The 16,780-nt window shown below is 58.2% G+C and carries 15 protein-coding genes; 9 read left to right on the top strand and 6 right to left on the bottom strand.

Going from position 1 to position 16,780, the window contains the following annotated elements; genetic code table 11:
- The first annotated feature begins 13 nt into the window (after positions 1-13).
- The gene (locus ACAM27_RS06550; RefSeq protein ID WP_011786489.1) at positions 14-760 is read left to right on the top strand and encodes an amino acid ABC transporter ATP-binding protein; all 747 of its coding nucleotides are present in this window, start codon (positions 14-16) and stop codon (positions 758-760) included.
- Positions 761-769: 9 nt separating this feature from the next.
- Here the strand turns inward: ACAM27_RS06550 and ACAM27_RS06545 are convergent, their stop codons facing one another.
- A complete protein-coding gene (locus ACAM27_RS06545) occupies positions 770-1,258 on the bottom strand; it encodes a DUF2505 domain-containing protein (protein WP_023012220.1) in 489 nt (162 codons plus the stop codon).
- A 199-nt stretch (positions 1,259-1,457) separates the two neighbouring features.
- On the opposite strand from ACAM27_RS06545, the gene ACAM27_RS06540 reads away from it, so the two are divergent.
- From ACAM27_RS06540 to ACAM27_RS06525, 4 genes are all read left to right on the top strand, one after another.
- Positions 1,458-2,807: an adenosylmethionine--8-amino-7-oxononanoate transaminase gene (locus ACAM27_RS06540; protein WP_011786491.1), complete on the top strand. Its 1,350-nt coding sequence runs from the start codon at positions 1,458-1,460 to the stop codon at positions 2,805-2,807.
- A gap of 11 nt (positions 2,808-2,818) precedes the next feature.
- Positions 2,819-3,553, top strand: coding sequence for a 16S rRNA (uracil(1498)-N(3))-methyltransferase (locus ACAM27_RS06535; RefSeq protein WP_011786492.1), 735 nt, complete (start codon positions 2,819-2,821; stop codon positions 3,551-3,553).
- 152 nt (positions 3,554-3,705) lie between these two features.
- The gene (locus ACAM27_RS06530) at positions 3,706-4,935 is read left to right on the top strand and encodes a DUF445 domain-containing protein (RefSeq protein ID WP_011786493.1); all 1,230 of its coding nucleotides are present in this window, start codon (positions 3,706-3,708) and stop codon (positions 4,933-4,935) included.
- A 90-nt stretch (positions 4,936-5,025) separates the two neighbouring features.
- Positions 5,026-6,075: an HDOD domain-containing protein gene (locus ACAM27_RS06525; RefSeq protein WP_222448819.1), complete on the top strand. Its 1,050-nt coding sequence runs from the start codon at positions 5,026-5,028 to the stop codon at positions 6,073-6,075.
- Here ACAM27_RS06525 and ACAM27_RS06520 read toward each other — a convergent pair.
- Both ACAM27_RS06520 and ACAM27_RS06515 read right to left on the bottom strand, forming a co-directional pair.
- On the bottom strand, positions 6,058-7,413 hold the full coding sequence (locus tag ACAM27_RS06520) for a YihY/virulence factor BrkB family protein (RefSeq protein WP_022990882.1): 1,356 nt from the start codon (positions 7,411-7,413) through the stop codon (positions 6,058-6,060). The two genes, ACAM27_RS06525 and ACAM27_RS06520, sit on opposite strands and share 18 nt — an antisense overlap.
- Positions 7,414-7,538: 125 nt before the next feature.
- On the bottom strand, positions 7,539-8,474 hold the full coding sequence (locus ACAM27_RS06515; protein ID WP_222448818.1) for a D-2-hydroxyacid dehydrogenase: 936 nt from the start codon (positions 8,472-8,474) through the stop codon (positions 7,539-7,541).
- 74 nt (positions 8,475-8,548) lie between these two features.
- Between ACAM27_RS06515 and tmpT the strand changes: the two genes are divergently transcribed.
- The 4 genes from tmpT (at position 8,549) to ACAM27_RS06495 (ending at position 14,261) form a co-directional block, all read left to right on the top strand.
- Entirely contained in the window at positions 8,549-9,208 is a 660-nt protein-coding gene (tmpT, locus tag ACAM27_RS06510) for a thiopurine S-methyltransferase (RefSeq protein WP_222448817.1), read from the top strand.
- 258 nt (positions 9,209-9,466) lie between these two features.
- Complete coding sequence (locus tag ACAM27_RS06505) at positions 9,467-11,389, top strand: PrkA family serine protein kinase (RefSeq protein ID WP_011786498.1); 1,923 nt, start codon at positions 9,467-9,469, stop codon at positions 11,387-11,389.
- A gap of 20 nt (positions 11,390-11,409) precedes the next feature.
- On the top strand, positions 11,410-12,705 hold the full coding sequence (locus ACAM27_RS06500; RefSeq protein ID WP_023008560.1) for a YeaH/YhbH family protein: 1,296 nt from the start codon (positions 11,410-11,412) through the stop codon (positions 12,703-12,705).
- Positions 12,702-14,261, top strand: coding sequence for a SpoVR family protein (locus ACAM27_RS06495; protein ID WP_222448816.1), 1,560 nt, complete (start codon positions 12,702-12,704; stop codon positions 14,259-14,261). Before ACAM27_RS06500 ends, ACAM27_RS06495 begins: the two co-directional genes overlap by 4 nt.
- Here the strand turns inward: ACAM27_RS06495 and ACAM27_RS06490 are convergent.
- The 3 genes from ACAM27_RS06490 to ACAM27_RS06480 are packed head-to-tail and all read right to left on the bottom strand — an operon-like array spanning position 14,228 to position 16,646.
- Positions 14,228-15,589 carry a sensor histidine kinase gene (locus ACAM27_RS06490; protein WP_222448815.1) on the bottom strand — a complete coding sequence of 454 codons (1,362 nt, stop codon included), beginning with the start codon at positions 15,587-15,589 and terminating at the stop codon, positions 14,228-14,230. The two genes, ACAM27_RS06495 and ACAM27_RS06490, sit on opposite strands and share 34 nt — an antisense overlap.
- Entirely contained in the window at positions 15,589-16,260 is a 672-nt protein-coding gene (locus tag ACAM27_RS06485; RefSeq protein WP_222448814.1) for a response regulator transcription factor, read from the bottom strand. Before ACAM27_RS06485 ends, ACAM27_RS06490 begins: the two co-directional genes overlap by 1 nt.
- On the bottom strand, positions 16,260-16,646 hold the full coding sequence (locus tag ACAM27_RS06480; protein ID WP_222448813.1) for a PepSY domain-containing protein: 387 nt from the start codon (positions 16,644-16,646) through the stop codon (positions 16,260-16,262). Before ACAM27_RS06480 ends, ACAM27_RS06485 begins: the two co-directional genes overlap by 1 nt.
- Between the last annotated feature and the right edge of the window lie 134 nt (positions 16,647-16,780).

Below are 16,780 nucleotides of genomic sequence, written 5' to 3'. Positions count from 1 at the left end.
AGGAGCCCGAGCAATGACACAGATTGTAAAAATGAAGGGCATGAACAAATACTTCGGCAAATTGCATGTCCTCAAGGATATCGACCTGACCGTGGAACAGGGTGAAGTGGTGGTGATCATAGGCGCCAGTGGCTCCGGCAAATCCACCCTGATTCGCTGCGTGAATGGCCTGGAAGAATACGAATCCGGTTCGCTTGAGGTGGATAACCACCCTCTGGCCCCGAAAGGGGGGAATCAGAACAGCCTGGCGGAAATCCGCAAGGAAGTGGGCATGGTGTTCCAGCAGTTCAACCTGTTCCCGCACCTGACGGTGAAAAAGAACATCATGCTGGCGCCCATGAAGGTGAAAAGAACGGCCGAAGTGGTTGCCAACGCCACCGCCGAACGCCTGCTGGAACGTGTAGGCATCGGCAACCAGGCCGATAAATACCCCAGCCAGCTATCCGGCGGCCAGCAACAGCGGGTGGCCATCGCCCGGGCTCTGGCCATGGAACCCAGGCTGATGCTGTTCGACGAACCCACGTCAGCGCTGGACCCGGAAATGATCGGGGAAGTACTGGATGTCATGAGGGAGCTGGCCAGAGAAGGTATGACCATGATGGTCGTCACCCATGAAATGGGCTTCGCCCGCGAGGTGGCCGACCGGGTGATTTACATTCACGAAGGCCAGATTGTCGAGGAAGGCAAACCCGACGAGGTGTTCGATAACCCTCAGAATGAGCGCACCCAGGCATTCCTGTCCCGGGTACTGGCTCACTGACCCTCGCGTTTAAAGCAACTGGCGGATGACGTCATACTCACGTTCAATCTTGGCGTGGGAGTCATCCGCCAGAAACTTCGCAATCTTCCGGCCCAGAAACGGCACCTCGCACAGCACCGACAGGCTCACGTAGTTGATACAACGGTCGCCGTTGCCCAACAGCCGCATCGCGCCCTTGATCTTCGCCGGCACGCCGTCAATGCGCACCCGAAACTCGCAGTGCCACTCGTCATCGTCTTTGCGGAACCAGTGCTCTTCCTGCCGCACCCGGTTCCATTCCCGGTGAAAACCGGAAAGCACACCCGGCACCGGTGCCGAGGCGGTCATTTCCCGCTCGATCACCAGTTTGGCCGACATTTCGTCCTTTTTCAGCTCGGTCACCTTGAGATTGCGGGCACCCAGTTGCTCGTTTTTGTTGCGAATATGCGCCTCATCGAAGAAACGCTCGATCACCTGATCAAGCCCCCGCTCGTAGGGGTGCTCCAGATTGAGTTCCATGATTACCTCCGAACCTGTCTTACCCCTATTGTTGCGGTCGCCCGGCGTGGCAACATTGGCCGGGCGGGCAAGCAAACCGGGCAAGCAAGCCAGACCGATTGGTTCACATTCTGGCGCTGTTAAGCGATGGCCCGGGCAAGTATCATGTGAGGATTTTAACAAACCGAACAAACGGCCCGGGAGCTGACAGGAGACTACAATGCGCAATGCCGATCTGGTCGCACGGGATCTTAAATCCGTGTGGCACCCGTGCACCCAGATGAAAGACCACGAAACCCTGCCCCTGATCCCCATCAAACGGGGCGAAGGTGTCTGGCTGGAGGACTTTGAGGGCAACCGCTACATCGACGCCGTCAGCTCCTGGTGGGTTAACCTGTTCGGCCACGCCAATCCGCGCATCAACTCCGCCATTCAGGAACAGATCGGTCAGCTCGAACATGTGATTCTGGCCGGTTTCAGTCATGAGCCAGTGGTTAATCTGTCGGAGCGGCTGATCGAGGTAACGCCGGAAGGCCTGAACAAGTGTTTCTATGCCGACAATGGTTCCTCGGCCATCGAAGCCGCTCTGAAGATGAGTTACCACTACTGGAAAAACCACGGCAAACCGGGCAAAAAGAACTTCGTTAACCTCAGCAACAGCTACCATGGCGAAACCCTGGGCGCGCTGGCCCTGGGCGACGTGGCCCTGTACAAGGACACCTACCAGCCGCTGCTGATGGAAGTGCTGACCGCCCCCTCACCGGACGCCTACAACAAAGAGCCGGGCGAAACCGATGAAGAGTACGCCCTGCGCCAGTTCGAGGCCATGGACAAACTGCTGGCCGAGAAACACGACGAAATCTGCGCTGTGGTGGTGGAGCCGTTGATCCAGTGCGCCGGTGGCATGCGCATGCACCACCCGGTTTACCACACCAAACTGCGGGAAGCCTGCGACCGTTACGGGGTGCACCTGATCGCGGATGAAATTGCCGTCGGCTTTGGCCGCACCGGTACGCTGTTCGCCTGTGAACAGTCTGGTATCACCCCCGATTTCATGTGCCTGTCCAAAGGCCTGACCGCCGGCTACCTGCCGTTGTCCGTGGTGCTCACCACCGACAACGTCTACAACGCCTTTTACGACGACTACGAAACCATGCGCGCCTTCCTGCACAGCCACAGCTACACCGGCAACCCCATCGGCTGCGCCGTCGCCCTGGCCACGCTCGACATTTTCCGGGATGAGAACGTCATCGAAAACAACCGCCAGCTGTCCCGCTGTATGGCCGAGTCCGTTGCCCATCTGGCCGACCACCCGAACGTGGGCGACATCCGCCAGCACGGCATGACCATGGCCATTGAAATGGTTAAAGACAAAGCCAGCAAAACCCCGTTCCCCTGGCAGGAGCGCCGTGGCATCAGAGTGTATAAGCATTCACTCACCCGCCAGGCCTTGCTGCGCCCCCTGGGTAACGTGCTGTACTTCATGCCGCCCTACGTGATCACCGAAGAACAGATTCGCCATCTGGCTCAGGTGGCCACCGAAGGCATCGAAATCGCGGTCAAGGACTGAGAACCGCCGCCATGAGAATCCCACGCATCTTCACCGACAGCCCCCTGGCTGTCGGCGGCCAGTGCCAGCTGGACGACAACGCCGCCAACCATGTGGGCCGGGTCCTGCGCATGCAGGCAGGCCAGGCACTTCTGCTTTTCAACGGTGACGGTCAGGACTATCACGCCACCATTACCGAAGCCGGAAAGAAACACGTGCAGGTGGCAGTCACGGAAGCCGCTGAAAACGAAACAGAATCTTCCCTCAGAGTAGTACTGGCACAGACCCTGTCCAAGGGCGACCGCATGGACTACGCCGTACAAAAAGCGGTGGAAATGGGCGTGAGCGAAATCGTGCCACTGACTACCGAACGCTGCGACGTCAAACTCAAAGGCGACCGGGAAGACAAGCGTCTTCGCCACTGGCAACAGGTTGCCATCAGCGCCGCCGAACAGTGCGGCCGTGCCAGGGTTCCGGAAATACAGCCGGTTATGACCGTGCAACAGTGGCTGGAACACGCCCGGGCCTGTGACTTGCGCCTGGTGCTACACCATCGCACCGAACGGTCCCTGAACACCCTCGAAAAGCCCTCCAGCATCGCCCTGATGATCGGCCCCGAAGGCGGCCTGACCGCTGAAGAAATTGCCCTGGCCGAGGACAACGGTTTTCTGCCCGTTGCCCTGGGCCCCCGGGTACTGCGCACCGAAACTGCACCCGTTGCCGCCATCGCCCTGTGTCAGTGGCTCTGGGGGGATATCGGCTCCTGAGACAGGCGGGTGACTATTCATGGCGTCACGTCCTGGCATCCCAGTCATTGACAGAGCTGTCGGTGCACAACATTATCTTGTCTGACAAAAAGTGGGCGGGAATGCCACCTTGTATGGGCGCCTGCACCCAAGAAAACAATTAAGAGCCCAGGATGATAAACCTACTTACCAATCCGGAATTTTGGCAATACCTCAGCATTCCCGTGATCGCCGCCCTCATCGGCTGGAGCACCAACTGGCTCGCCATCAAAATGACCTTCTACCCTCTGGAGTTCATCGGCAAGCCACCGCTTCTGGGCTGGCAGGGCATTATTCCCTCCAAAGCCCGCAAAATGGCCGCCAAAAGCGTGGATGCCACCATTTCCAAAATCGGTACCGTCCAGGAGATCTTCGAACAGATCGACCCAAAAGTCCTGGCCGCCCACATCATCTATACCGTCGACCCCCGCATCGAGGAATATGTCGACGAACTCATGCTGCGGGAATACCCCACCTTCTGGGAAAACCTGCCCGCCTCGGCCCGCAAAATGGTCTATGACCGGGTACGCAAATCCACCCCGCAACTGGTCGACAACCTGGTTGAAGACATCTCCGACAACATTGAAGACCTGCTCGACATCAAAGGCATGGTCATCGAGCGCCTGGCCCGGGATAAAAAGCTGCTCAACCGGATATTTCTGGAGTGCGGTGACGTGGAGTTCCGCTTCATCATCAATTCCGGCCTCTACTTCGGCTTTCTGTTCGGCATTATCCAGATGGGCGTGTGGTACCTGTACCCGGCCATCTGGGTACTACCCCTGTTTGGCCTCTTGGTGGGCTGGGCCACCAACTGGATTGCGCTGAATGTGATCTTCCGGCCCCTGCATGAACACAAGGTCGGCCCTCTGCGCATCCAGGGCCTGTTCCTCAAGCGCCAGCCAGAAGTGGCGGAATCCTTCTGTCACATCGTGACCCACGAGATACTGACCGTGGGCAACATCATCAACGCCATCCTCGAAGGACCCAAAGGTGACCGCGCCCGCAACATGGTGAAAAAACACATCAAACCACTGGTGGATGAAACCGCAGGCATGGGCAAGGCCCTGACCCAGATGGCGTTCGGTCCAACGGGTTTTGCCACCCTGAAAAACCAGGTGGGCGAAAAAGCCATCGCGATATCCCAGAGTTCCTTCAACAACCCCGTGTTCGAGCGAGACCGTGCCCGGGCGGTGGAGTCCATCATGGTGGAGCGGATGAATGCCCTGTCCTCGGAAGAATTCCAGGATCTGCTGCGCCCGTGCTTCCAGGAAGACGAGATCAAACTGATCCTGGTGGGCGCCTTCCTGGGTCTGGTGGCCGGTGTGTGCCAACTGGTCTTTGTCTTTGGCGAGTCCTTTTTCTGATCGTTGTCAGGGCTGTGCAGGGTTGCATTACGCTACTATACTGGCCAGATAACCAGTCCATTCTTTATACACGCTATGCGGAGGCAAGGGATGCCGGGCTTTTTTTCCTGGATATCAGGCCTGTTCAACAGCACTCAATCCGTCCCACAGGCTGCCTCCGAAACCCGGCTTTTTAATCCTTCCAGCACCAGCCAGCCCGGCAATAGCAACGATGAAGGCGACATTGTTGGCCAACTGGAAGACCACCTGTTCACCTGGCTGCTTGATGTGGAACCCGCGCGCCTTCGTGCCGGCACAGATAGTGGCGAAAAGGAACTGGCCGAGCTCGAGCGGCGCCTGCAAATGAACGAAATGGAAGAACTACCCAGGAAGCCTGGCAGTTTACCCATGCTGATGCGAGCACTGTCCAATGAAGCCACCGAACGCAAAGAGCTAACCCGCATCATTCTGAGTGACCCGTCACTGACCGACCAGTTGCTCCAGGTGGCCAACAGCCCCTACTTCCGCCCGAGTGAACACGTCATAGAATCCGTTGACCAGGCGGTGTTCGTGCTGGGTGTGGACGGCATCCGGAACGTGATTGCTGCAGCGGTTATGCGGCCTATGATGGCGGCCCGAAACAGCCGCGAGGCACTTTTCGCCCAACGATCCTGGCGCTGGGGCCTGACCTGCGCCCGAGCGGCGGAAATGATTGCCAAGATTCACCGGGACGACACCAGCGCCCACTTCATGGTTGGCCTGCTGCCAGCATTGGCGTACATCACCATTCGCAGGGAACTGGGGCGTATCTACCGCACCAGGGGCTCCGGCAGTGAACCGGAGCCGGCGTTGCTGAGATTGGCCCTGGCCCGCTATCAGTGGGCCACTTGTCAGCTACTGGCGAATGTCTGGACTCTGCCGCCCAAATACCATGCCTGGCTGTTATCGGCAGAACGACCGGCGCCGCGGCAGGCGCACTCGGCACTGACCGACGGCCTGCTTCTGGGCACCCGGGAGGTGCTGCGCCATGCCCGCCAGAGAAACCTGTCAGAAGAGAATCTGATTCGCATTGTGCACCTGTCCCCGGAGCAACTGGGTAGGGTACGTACCGTATTGCTCAGAATGCTCCAGGAAGGCAAAAGTTCACAGGTTCGGACCTGACGCCGGTGCTTTGACAGTGTCCGCCCCGGGCGGTATATCGGCATTCAGCAGGCTGGCAAAACTGACGTCATCGCTGGTGGGCGCCAGATCGATCAACTCCCGCGGCATGGCACCGGCTGGAAGACGATCCACCACCCGGTCTTCGTCCTTGCGCACAGCCCGCAGCACACTGCCGACCGTAATCAGATCCAGTGTTCGCCCTGGAACCAGCTGATCGCCATCTCGCCCCGCCAGATTCAGCAATCCGGCGCGGATCAGCTTGTCGCTGATCTTGCGGGTGACTTCGCCGGGAATCCGCAACTGCTGCTCCAGAGACTCCTGCTGAGGCGCCGGTTCACCGCGGCTGAACGGCTTGGCCACCATCCACATCAGGGCAAGCCCTACCCGCTCCTGCAATTCCGGCGCCAGCTGGACATTCCGGCGCTTGGCTACGGCCCCCGGGTTTTGCAGATAGAAAGCCAGACTGGCGCCAAGCAGCAGGATCATCCAGTTCAGATACGTCCAGATCAGCAGAATGATACCGACCGCAAAACCGGAGTAGATGGCCGCATACTTGGCCGAGCCGGCCACGAACGAGGCAAACAGCATGCCGCCAGCCTGCCAGGAAACGCCGGCCACCAGCCCGGCGATAAACGCGTAGCGCAGCTTCACCCGGGTGTTAGGGATAAAGATGTAAACAAAGGTGAACGCGCCCACCACCAGGAAAAATGGTGTAAATCGACTGGCAAGGACAATCAACGAACCAAACGGCTCGATGGCCATAAGATTCTGAGCGATTTCTGAAGAGAATATGGTGGCGGTTACCCCGATAGCCGAAACCATCAACAAGGGGCCGACCATGATGACGCTCAGATAGTTACTGAAACGCTGCGCCATGGAGCGCATTTCCGGCACCCGCCAGATCATGTTGAACGAGCGCTCGATTTTCTGAACCAGGGAAATGACGGTGTACACCAACAAGGCCAGACCCACCGAGCCCAACACACCGACTTTCATATTATCGACAAAGCCCAGGATTCGCTCAGCCACCTCCACACCCTGTGGGCCCATCGGCTGGAAGAACTGGTACAGGAATGGCTCCATGCGCTGGTGCACACCCAGCGCTTTCAGCACGGAAAAGCTCAGGGCGAGCAACGGCACAATGCTGAGCAACGTGGTGTAAACCAGGCTCATGGCGTGCAGTGTCAGCTGACCACTGATCACATCGCGGATCAGGGCATAAGCCGAGCGCCCGGATTTATACAGCCAGGTCCAGGGCCAGGTCTGCGGTGGGTTGGAATTGGACAGTATCCAGTCTTCAGCAGCCTGCAGCCGCTCTTTCATCTGGGTGGAAGCCACGTAACATCCTGCTTGTCAGTGTTTCTTCAAGCTTATCAGGCAGCTGTCAGTAAACAACCCGGAAACCGGGTATTTGTTGTACACCCGGACAAATCCTCCTGACGGCGGGCTTCCTTCACCCGACTTCAGGTAACTGACGCCAGATTACGCGCCGTAATCTCCACAATTCGCTGCCGCGCCTCCTGGCTCGCCCAGGCCGAGTGTGGGGTCAGAATCAGATTGGGAACATTGTCTGCCAGCAGCGGGTTACCATTGCGGGGAGGTTCTTCGGTCAACACATCAAAGCCTGCACCGGCAATGTCGCCATTCCGCAAGGCGTCAGCCAAAGCCGATTCATCAACCAAGCCGCCTCTACTGGTGTTGATCAGCAGTGCCGACGACTTCATTAAACCCAGTTCCCGGGCGCCAATCATGTTGCGGGTTTCTTCTGTCAGCAGGCAGTGCAGTGATAGCACGTCAGCCTGCACCAACAGTCCATCCAGCGGAATTCGAGGGTAGCCATCCACCTCGCCAGGCTCTTGGCCGGGCCGGCAGCCGAGGACGATGTTCATGCCAAACGCCTTTGCCCGTTCCGCCACACCCTGGCCAAGATTGCCGTAGCCGACAATGCCCAGAGTTTTGCCTTCCAGCTCCATAATCGGGTAGTCCATCAGGCAGAACATATCGCTTTTGGCCCACTGGCCGTTGCGGGCACCCCGGTTGTAATCCAGCAGCCGGGTGGCCAGTGCCAGGATGAGGGCCATGGTGTGCTGGGCCACGGTGGAACGGCCATAATTGGTAACGTTCGTTACCTTGATGTCGTGGGCCCTGGCCGCCTCCAGATCGATGTTATTGAGACCGGTTGCCACCACCGCGATGGTTTTCAGTTCCGGGCAGGCTTCAAAATGTTCACGGCCCAGCACAACCTTGTTCACCAGCACCGTATCAAAGCCCTGAATCCTTTGAATCACCTGCTCGGGGTTGGTGCGCGGGTGGCAGGTCAGTCCACCGGTCATGTTTTCAATGGGGCTCAGATCCACATCCTCGCCCAGTGTTGCGGCATCCAGAAAAACGGCTTTCATACTTTTCTCCTGACTCATCGACCCCACAGATTAAGGTAGACTGAGGAAAACGATCAATCTCCGGGAGGCTACCCATGGAACACGAATTCTGGCACGAACGCTGGGCAAAAGACCAAATCGGCTTCCACGAAGGCACGGTTAATCAGTACCTGCATGACAACTGGCCCGAACTGGCAGGCAACGGCACCGACGCCGTGTTCGTTCCCCTGTGCGGCAAAGCCCATGACATGTGGTGGCTGCACGATCGCGGGCATCCGATTATCGGCGTGGAGTTAAGCGAGGTTGCCTGCAAGGACTTTTTCGAAGAAGCGCAGGAGAAAGCCAGCGTTCACCCGGGCGAACCCTTTACCACCTTCCGCCATGACGACCTGCAGATCTGGTGTGGGGATTATTTCCAGCTGGTGCCGGACGACCTCAAACACATTCGCCTGGTGTACGACCGGGCTGCCCTGATCGCCCTGCCCCCGGAGATGCGCAAGAGCTATGTCAATCATCTCACCGCTATTATTCCGGACGACACCAGAATCCTGCTGATCACGCTGGATTACGACAGTTCGGAAATGCAGGGCCCTCCGTTCAACGTTACCGACGACGAAGTGTTCAGGCTCTACGGTGAGGATTATGAGATCAACCAGGTGCTGAAACGGGACATGGCCCGTGACAACCCGTTTGCCAAACGCCGGGGCCTGAGAAACGGCGCCACAGAGAGCGTATTTACCCTCGTCAAGAAATAACCTTCGCTCATGGGCGGTAAGTCCCTCGCTTACCGCCCGAAACATAATTTAATGAACCTAATTTGACTGCTCACTGTCCAACCCCCGAACTCTGAACTAAGCTCAGATTAAGCAGGCCGGAAACCTCCGGATAACGTATACCTGCTTAACACCATCCCATTCATTCCTTAACCAGACACACCGCCGGGACAGGCGGCGAAACAGCAACGGGGACATTGCGTGAATTTATAACAGGCAAGAGTAAGCGAGGGGCCATCTATGAGCATTCTGCAGCACTTCAAAGACCGGTATGAACAGACTCAGGAGGAGGAATACTCCCTTGAGGAATACCTGGAGATCTGCAAAAAGGACCCAACGGCATACGCCACCGCCGCGGAGCGGATGTTGATTGCCATCGGCGAACCAGAACTGATCGATACCTCCCGTGACCCCCGCCTGTCACGCATCTTCTCGAACAAAGTCATCAAGCGTTACCCCGAATTTGACGAGTTTTACGGCATGGAAGATGCCGTCGAAAACATCGTTTCGTTCTTCCGCCACGCAGCCCAGGGTCTGGAGGAGAAGAAGCAGATTCTCTACCTGCTCGGCCCCGTTGGCGGCGGTAAGTCTTCCCTGGCCGAGAAACTCAAGGCCTTGATGCAGAAGGTCCCCTTCTACGCCATCAAAGGTTCTCCGGTAAACGAAAGCCCGCTAGGCCTGTTCGACCCGGCCGAGGATGGCCCGATTCTGGAAGAGGAATACGGCATTCCCGGCCGCTACCTGAAAAACATCATGTCACCCTGGGCAGTCAAACGCCTGCATGAGTTTGGCGGCGACATCAGCCAGTTCCGGGTGGTTAAACGTTACCCCTCCGTGCTGGACCAGATCGGTGTATCCAAGACCGAGCCGGGCGACGACAACAACCAGGACATCTCGGCCCTGGTGGGCAAGGTCAACATCCGCATGCTGGAAGACTATTCCCAGGATGATCCGGATGCCTACAGCTTCAGCGGCGGCCTGTGCAAAGCCAACCAGGGGCTGATGGAGTTTGTGGAAATGTTCAAGGCACCGATCAAGGTGCTGCATCCGCTACTGACGGCCACCCAGGAAGGCAACTACAACACCACCGAGGGCATGGGCTCGGTGCCCTTCGACGGCGTGATCCTGGCCCACTCCAATGAATCCGAGTGGCAGACGTTCCGCAACAACAAGCACAACGAAGCCTTCCTGGACCGGGTGTACATCGTCAAGGTGCCCTACTGTGTGCGGGTCACTGAAGAGATTGAAATCTATCGCAAGCTGCTGAAGCACAGCTCACTGTCCGGAGCGCCCTGCGCACCCGACACTCTTGATATGCTGGCCCAGTTCTCGGTGTTGTCCCGGATCAAGGAGCCGGAAAACTCCAGCATCTTCTCCAAAATGAAGGTATACGACGGCCAGAGCATCAAGGACACCGACCCCAAGGCCAAGTCCATCCAGGAGTACCGGGATGCTGCCGGGGTGATGGAAGGCATGGACGGCCTGTCTACCCGCTTTGCCTTCAAGATCCTGTCAAAAGTATTCAATTTCGACACCACCGAGATTGCCGCCAACCCAGTTCACCTGCTCTATGTGCTGGAAAAGCAGATCGAACAGGAACAGTTCCAGCCGGAGTTGCAGGAAAAATACCTGCGCTTCATCAAGGAATACCTGGCGCCCCACTACGTCCAGTTCATCGGCAAGGAAATCCAGACGGCGTATCTGGAAAGCTACAGCGAGTACGGCCAGAACCTGTTCGACCGCTATGTCACCTATGCCGACTTCTGGATTCAGGATCAGGAGTTCCGGGACCCGGAAACCGGCGAGATTCTGGACCGTTCCTCCATCAACGACGAGCTGGAGAAAATCGAGAAACCAGCGGGCATTTCCAACCCCAAAGACTTCCGCAACGAAGTGGTTAACTTTGTGCTGCGGGCCCGGGCCAACAACGGTGGCAAGAACCCGTCCTGGCTCAGCTATGAGAAGCTGCGCAGCGTGATCGAGAAGAAGATGTTCTCGAACACCGAAGACCTGTTGCCGGTGATTTCCTTCAATCCGAAGGCCAGCCAGGAAGACCAGAAGAAGCACAAACAGTTTGTGGAACGCATGGTTGACCGTGGATACACGGAGAAACAGGTTCGCTTGCTTGCCGAGTGGTACCTGCGCGTCCGGAAATCCCATTAACGGCCAGCGGGAGCAGTACCATGGGTATGACCCACATTGTTGACCGGCGCCTGAACGGCAAGAACAAGAGCGCAGTGAACCGGGAACGGTTCCTGCGCCGTTACCGCCACCACATCAAGAAGGCGGTGTCGGATGCCGTGCAAAAGCGCTCCATCACCGATATCGAACGGGGCGAGAAAGTAAGCATTCCCGCCCGGGATATTGACGAACCTATCTTCCACCATGGCCACGGTGGCCGGCGAGAGGTGGTGCACCCCGGCAATCAGGAATGGGTGGCCGGGGACACCATCCCCAAACCCGAGAGCGGCGGTGGCCAGGGCCAGGGGCAAGGCCAGGCCAGCCCGGACGGAGAAGGCATGGATGAGTTCGCCTTTCAGATTACCCAGGAAGAGTTTCTCGACTTCCTGTTCGACGATCTGGAACTGCCCAATCTGGCCCGGAAAAAACTCAAGGACACCGAAGCCTTCAGTTATGTACGCTCGGGCTTCACCACCCAGGGAGTGCCCGCCAAGCTGGATGTGGTGCGTTCCCTTCGGGGCGCCCACGCCCGGCGTCTGGGCCTGGGCGGTGCGCGCAAGAAAAAGATCCGGGACCTGGAAAAACAGCTCGAGGCGTTGAAAAGTGCACCGAACGATCTCGATCCGGCCTTCAGCCATGAAGACCAGATCAAGGTGCTGGAAGAGGAAATCGCGCGGCTGAAAGCCAACGTCAAACGCATTCCCTTCATTGACGAGATCGACCTGCGCTACAGGCAACACCTGAAGCAGCCCAAACCCGCCACCAGTGCGGTCATGTTCTGTCTGATGGATGTATCCGGTTCCATGACCCAGATGCACAAGGACATCGCCAAACGCTTCTTTATCCTGCTGTATCTGTTCCTGAAGAAGAACTACAAGAAAATCGAAGTGGTGTTTATCCGCCACCACACCAGCGCCAAGGAAGTGGACGAAGAAGAGTTCTTCTACAGCCGGGAAACCGGGGGCACCATTGTCTCCAGCGCCCTTAAACTGATGCACCGGATTGTCGAAGCCCGATACTCGCCAGCGGAATGGAACATTTATGCCGCCCAGGCGTCCGACGGCGACAACTGGAACGACGACTCACCCATCTGCGGCAAACTGCTGTCTGAGCGAATCCTGCCGCTGGTTCAGTACTACTCCTACATCGAAATCACGCCCCAGGATCACCAGATGCTCTGGTACGAATACGAGAAAATCATGGAGCAGTTTCCCCAGAGCTTCGCCATGCAGCAGATTGCCGATCCTGGCGACATTTACCCGGTCTTCCGACAGTTGTTCGAGAGGAAAGCGGCATGAGCAGCCTGATTGATCGCCCGAACGCACCGGAGAGCGAACAACCCAAGGCAGGTAAGCCCATTTCCACCAGTTCGGAATGGACCTTCGAACTGATCCAGAAATACGACGAGGAAATTGCCAAATGCGCCGCCGAGTTCGGACTGGACACTTACCCGAACCAGGTTGAAGTGATTACCGCCGAGCAGATGATGGATGCCTACAGCTCCGTCGGCATGCCAGTGGGCTATCATCACTGGTCCTTCGGCAAGCAGTTTCTGCAAACCTCCAAGGGCTATCAGCGGGGCCAGATGGGGCTGGCCTATGAGATTGTGATCAATTCCAATCCCTGTATCGCCTACCTGATGGAAGAGAACACCCTGCCCATGCAGGCCCTGGTGATTGCCCACGCCAGCTATGGCCACAACTCGTTCTTCAAGGGCAATTATCTGTTCCGCACCTGGACAGACGCCAGTGCCATCATCGATTACCTGGTGTTTGCCCGGCATTATGTGTCGGAGTGCGAGGAGCGACACGGCGTGGATGCCGTGGAAGAGATTCTCGACTCCTGCCACGCACTGATGAACTACGGCGTTGACCGCTACAAGCGCCCTGCCCCGATTTCAGCCGCCGAGGAGGCCCGCCGGCAGAAGGAGCGGGAAGAATACGAACAACGCCGCATCAACGATCTGTGGCGAACCATCCCCAAAGCAGAGGACGACGGGGACCCGATTCGCCGCAGGCCCCGATATCCGGAGGAGCCTCAGGAAAACCTGTTGTACTTCATCGAGAAAAACGCGCCGTTGCTGGAAACCTGGCAGCGGGAACTGGTGCGCATCGTGCGCAAGCTGGCCCAGTATTTCTATCCACAACGCCAGACCCAGGTAATGAACGAAGGCTGGGCCACGTTCTGGCACTACACGCTGTTGCACCGGTTGTACGACAAGGGGCTGGTGAACGATGGCTTCATGCTGGAATTTCTGCAAAGCCACTCCGCCGTGGTATACCAGCCACCCTTCAACAGCCCATGGTATTCCGGCCTGAACCCCTACACCCTGGGTTTCTCCATCTTCACCGACCTTAGACGTATCTGTGAAAACCCTACCGATGAGGACCGGGAATGGTTCCCGGACATCGCCGGTACAGACTGGCTGGAAACCCTGCATTTCGCCATGCACAACTTCAAGGACGAGAGCTTTATCCAGCAGTTTCTCTCACCGAAGGTGATGCGTGATCTGAAGCTGTTCGCCATCGAAAGCGACGATCGGGAAGATCACTACACCGTCACCGCCATTCACGATGAGCCCGGTTATCGCGCGCTGCGGGAAAAGCTGGCCCGCCAATACAACCTCAGTTACCGGGAGCCGAACATTCAGGTATGGAGTGTGGATATTCGCGGTGATCGTTCGCTAACCCTGCGACACATCCCGGTAGACCGGGTGCCGCTGGGCAACGAAACGGATGAAGTGCTGCGGCACGTGCACCGGCTATGGGGCTTTGATGTGCACCTGGAAAGCGTGGATGAAGGTACGCTGGTGGAGGAGTATCACTGCCCGCCGCGGGCCTTGGACGATGAGTGAGATGGAAAGCGCACGCTGGCCTGTAACCCTCCGAGGGGAGATCGGGCCAGGGTCAGCGTGCCGCCATACAGTTCAGCCAGCTCTTTGACGATCGCCAGACCCAGACCGGAACCGGACCGGGTTTCATCCAGCCGGGTGCCCCGTGTCAGAGCCTGCTCGATATCGGCGTCAGACAGGCCAGGGCCGTCATCCTCCACCATCAGCGCCAGACCATCCGGCAAGCCTTCTACCCGAAATTTTACCTGACTTTCCGCCCAGTTGATGGCATTTTCCAGCAGATTGCCCGCAATTTCCTGTAAATCCTGTTGTTCAAGCCGAACCGCGCCCGTATCGCCCAGGTCGCTTTCGAGGGTAACGCCACGGCGTTGCGCGAGAGTATTGAGTGCCGACAGCACCGGCTCCAGGGTTTCACCAAGATCCACACGCCCCAGGGCGGCCGGTCCGGCCGCTGAAGCCCTGGCCAGATGATGACGCACGGCGTCATCGATGCGGTTCAGTTCGGTACGGAAAGGGGTTTTCTGTGCCGGCGGCAAACGATCACTCAGGGTGGTAAGCACAGACACCGGCGTTTTGAGGGCATGGGCCAGATTGCCCGCAGCCGTGCGCCCACGCTCAATCAGTATCTGATCCCGTTCAAGCACCTGATTCATGGCTTCGGAGAGCCGCGCAAGTTCTTCGGGCAGATCACTGGTCAGTGAACGGGTCTGGCCGGACTCCATGGCCCGGAGATCCCGCTCCAGGCGCCGAAGCGGTGCCAGGCCCCAGCGGATCTGCAACCCGATCATCACCAGCAACAGCGTACCGAGCGTGGTCAGCGAAACCACCAGCAATCGGTTGAAGCGCGCAACCTGGGCATCCAGCTCCCCCTGGTCAGCCGCCACAGACACCGACAACCAGCCCTCGAACGCCGGCAACTGAACATCCCGTTCCACTATCCGAAGAAGCTGGCCACGTGGCCCCGGGGCCTGGGCCCAGTCCGGCCCCCGGCCACTGATCTGCGGCAGTCGCTGATCCCACAATGACCGGGAGGTGATCACCCGCCCGCTGTTGTCGTTCACCTGCCAGTACCAGCCGGAATACACCCGCTCGAAGCGCGGATCGCCCAGTTGCGGGCCGGGGGTCAATTCACCGGTCTGAGGGTCAGACTCAATGCCGGCAATTACCACATTCAGGAACGATAACAGGCGCTCATCAAAGGACTGGCTCAGCGTCTGGCGAAAGTTCCAGGCCAATACGGTACCGGCCAGCGGCAACACCACCAGGACCAATACCAGAGCAGACACCAGCATCCGCAGCGCCACCGGCCAGCGGCGCAGACGTGTCAGCATCAGGATGGTTCTCCGTGGCCGTTCATACGGTAGCCCTGGCCACGGATGGTCTCGATAGCCTGGGCGCCGAGTTTGCGCCGCAACCGGCTGACCTGGACATCGATAACATTGGAATCCGGCTCCTGGTCGCCGTCATAGACATGTTCGGACAACTCGGTGCGGGACACGATTCTGGGCGCGGCGTGAATCAGATGCGATAACAGCCTGAACTCCTGGGCCGTGAGTGAAACCGGCATACCAGAGCGGGTGACCTGCCCGGCGTGGGTATCCAGAGCAATGTCACCCACGGTAATCACCGGGTGGGCGTGGCCGTGGGACCGGCGCACCAGGGCCCGCAGGCGGAACAGGATTTCCGCGGTTTCAAAGGGCTTGGTGACATAGTCATCGGCACCGGCCGAAAACCCCGCGGCTTTGTCGGACCAGCGCTCCCGGGCGGTCAGAATCAGCACTGGCAGATCAATGCCCCGTTCCCGCCAACCTGCCAACCATTGGGTACCATTACCATCCGGCAGCCCCAGATCCAGCACCACCGCATCATAACGTTCGGTACTCACCAGAAAGTCAGCCGTGCGGCCGTCATCGGCCACCTCCACCAGCAGCCCGGCATCCTGCAAGGCACTGGCCAGCCCTTGTGCCAGCGCAGCATCGTCCTCCACCAGAAGAATTTTCATCAGCGTTTCATGCCCTGAATGTTCCTGCCCTCGATCTCCAGAACCTCTCCGGTCCGGGCATTGATCTCAAACTCCACTACCTGCCCTTCCGGGCCCAACAGCTCGATCTCATAGAGGATCTCACCATCATCTTTCTCGATGTCCACATCGATCACGTCTCCGCGCCAGTCACGGGCCAGGCTGTCGAGGATTTCGCTCAGGGGCTTGATACGGCCGGCTTTCACCTCGTGGTGCAGGCGCCGCCACTCATCGTCATCATCGGCACAGGCCACCTGGGCAAACGGCAACGCGCCCACCGCAAACAGAGTCAACAACAATACCCGGAACACCCGGCGGGAAAACCGGTCGGCAGGTAACAACGATGAATTTAAACGAGGTCTGGTCATGGTGTTTATGGTGACAAAAGCCAGATGAACGAATCATGAATGAGCCTATCACGATGCTGAAAGCCCTGCCCCGTTAATCTAGGCTAAAGCTGGTAGCCGAAAGGGCAGAACCGGCAGTTTTCCATACACAGAGA

The sequence above is a fragment of the Marinobacter sp. RI1 genome (genome assembly GCF_041155085.1).
In the GTDB taxonomy this organism is placed as follows: domain Bacteria; phylum Pseudomonadota; class Gammaproteobacteria; order Pseudomonadales; family Oleiphilaceae; genus Marinobacter; species Marinobacter nauticus.
This window is presented reverse-complemented; position numbering and strand designations above follow the sequence as displayed.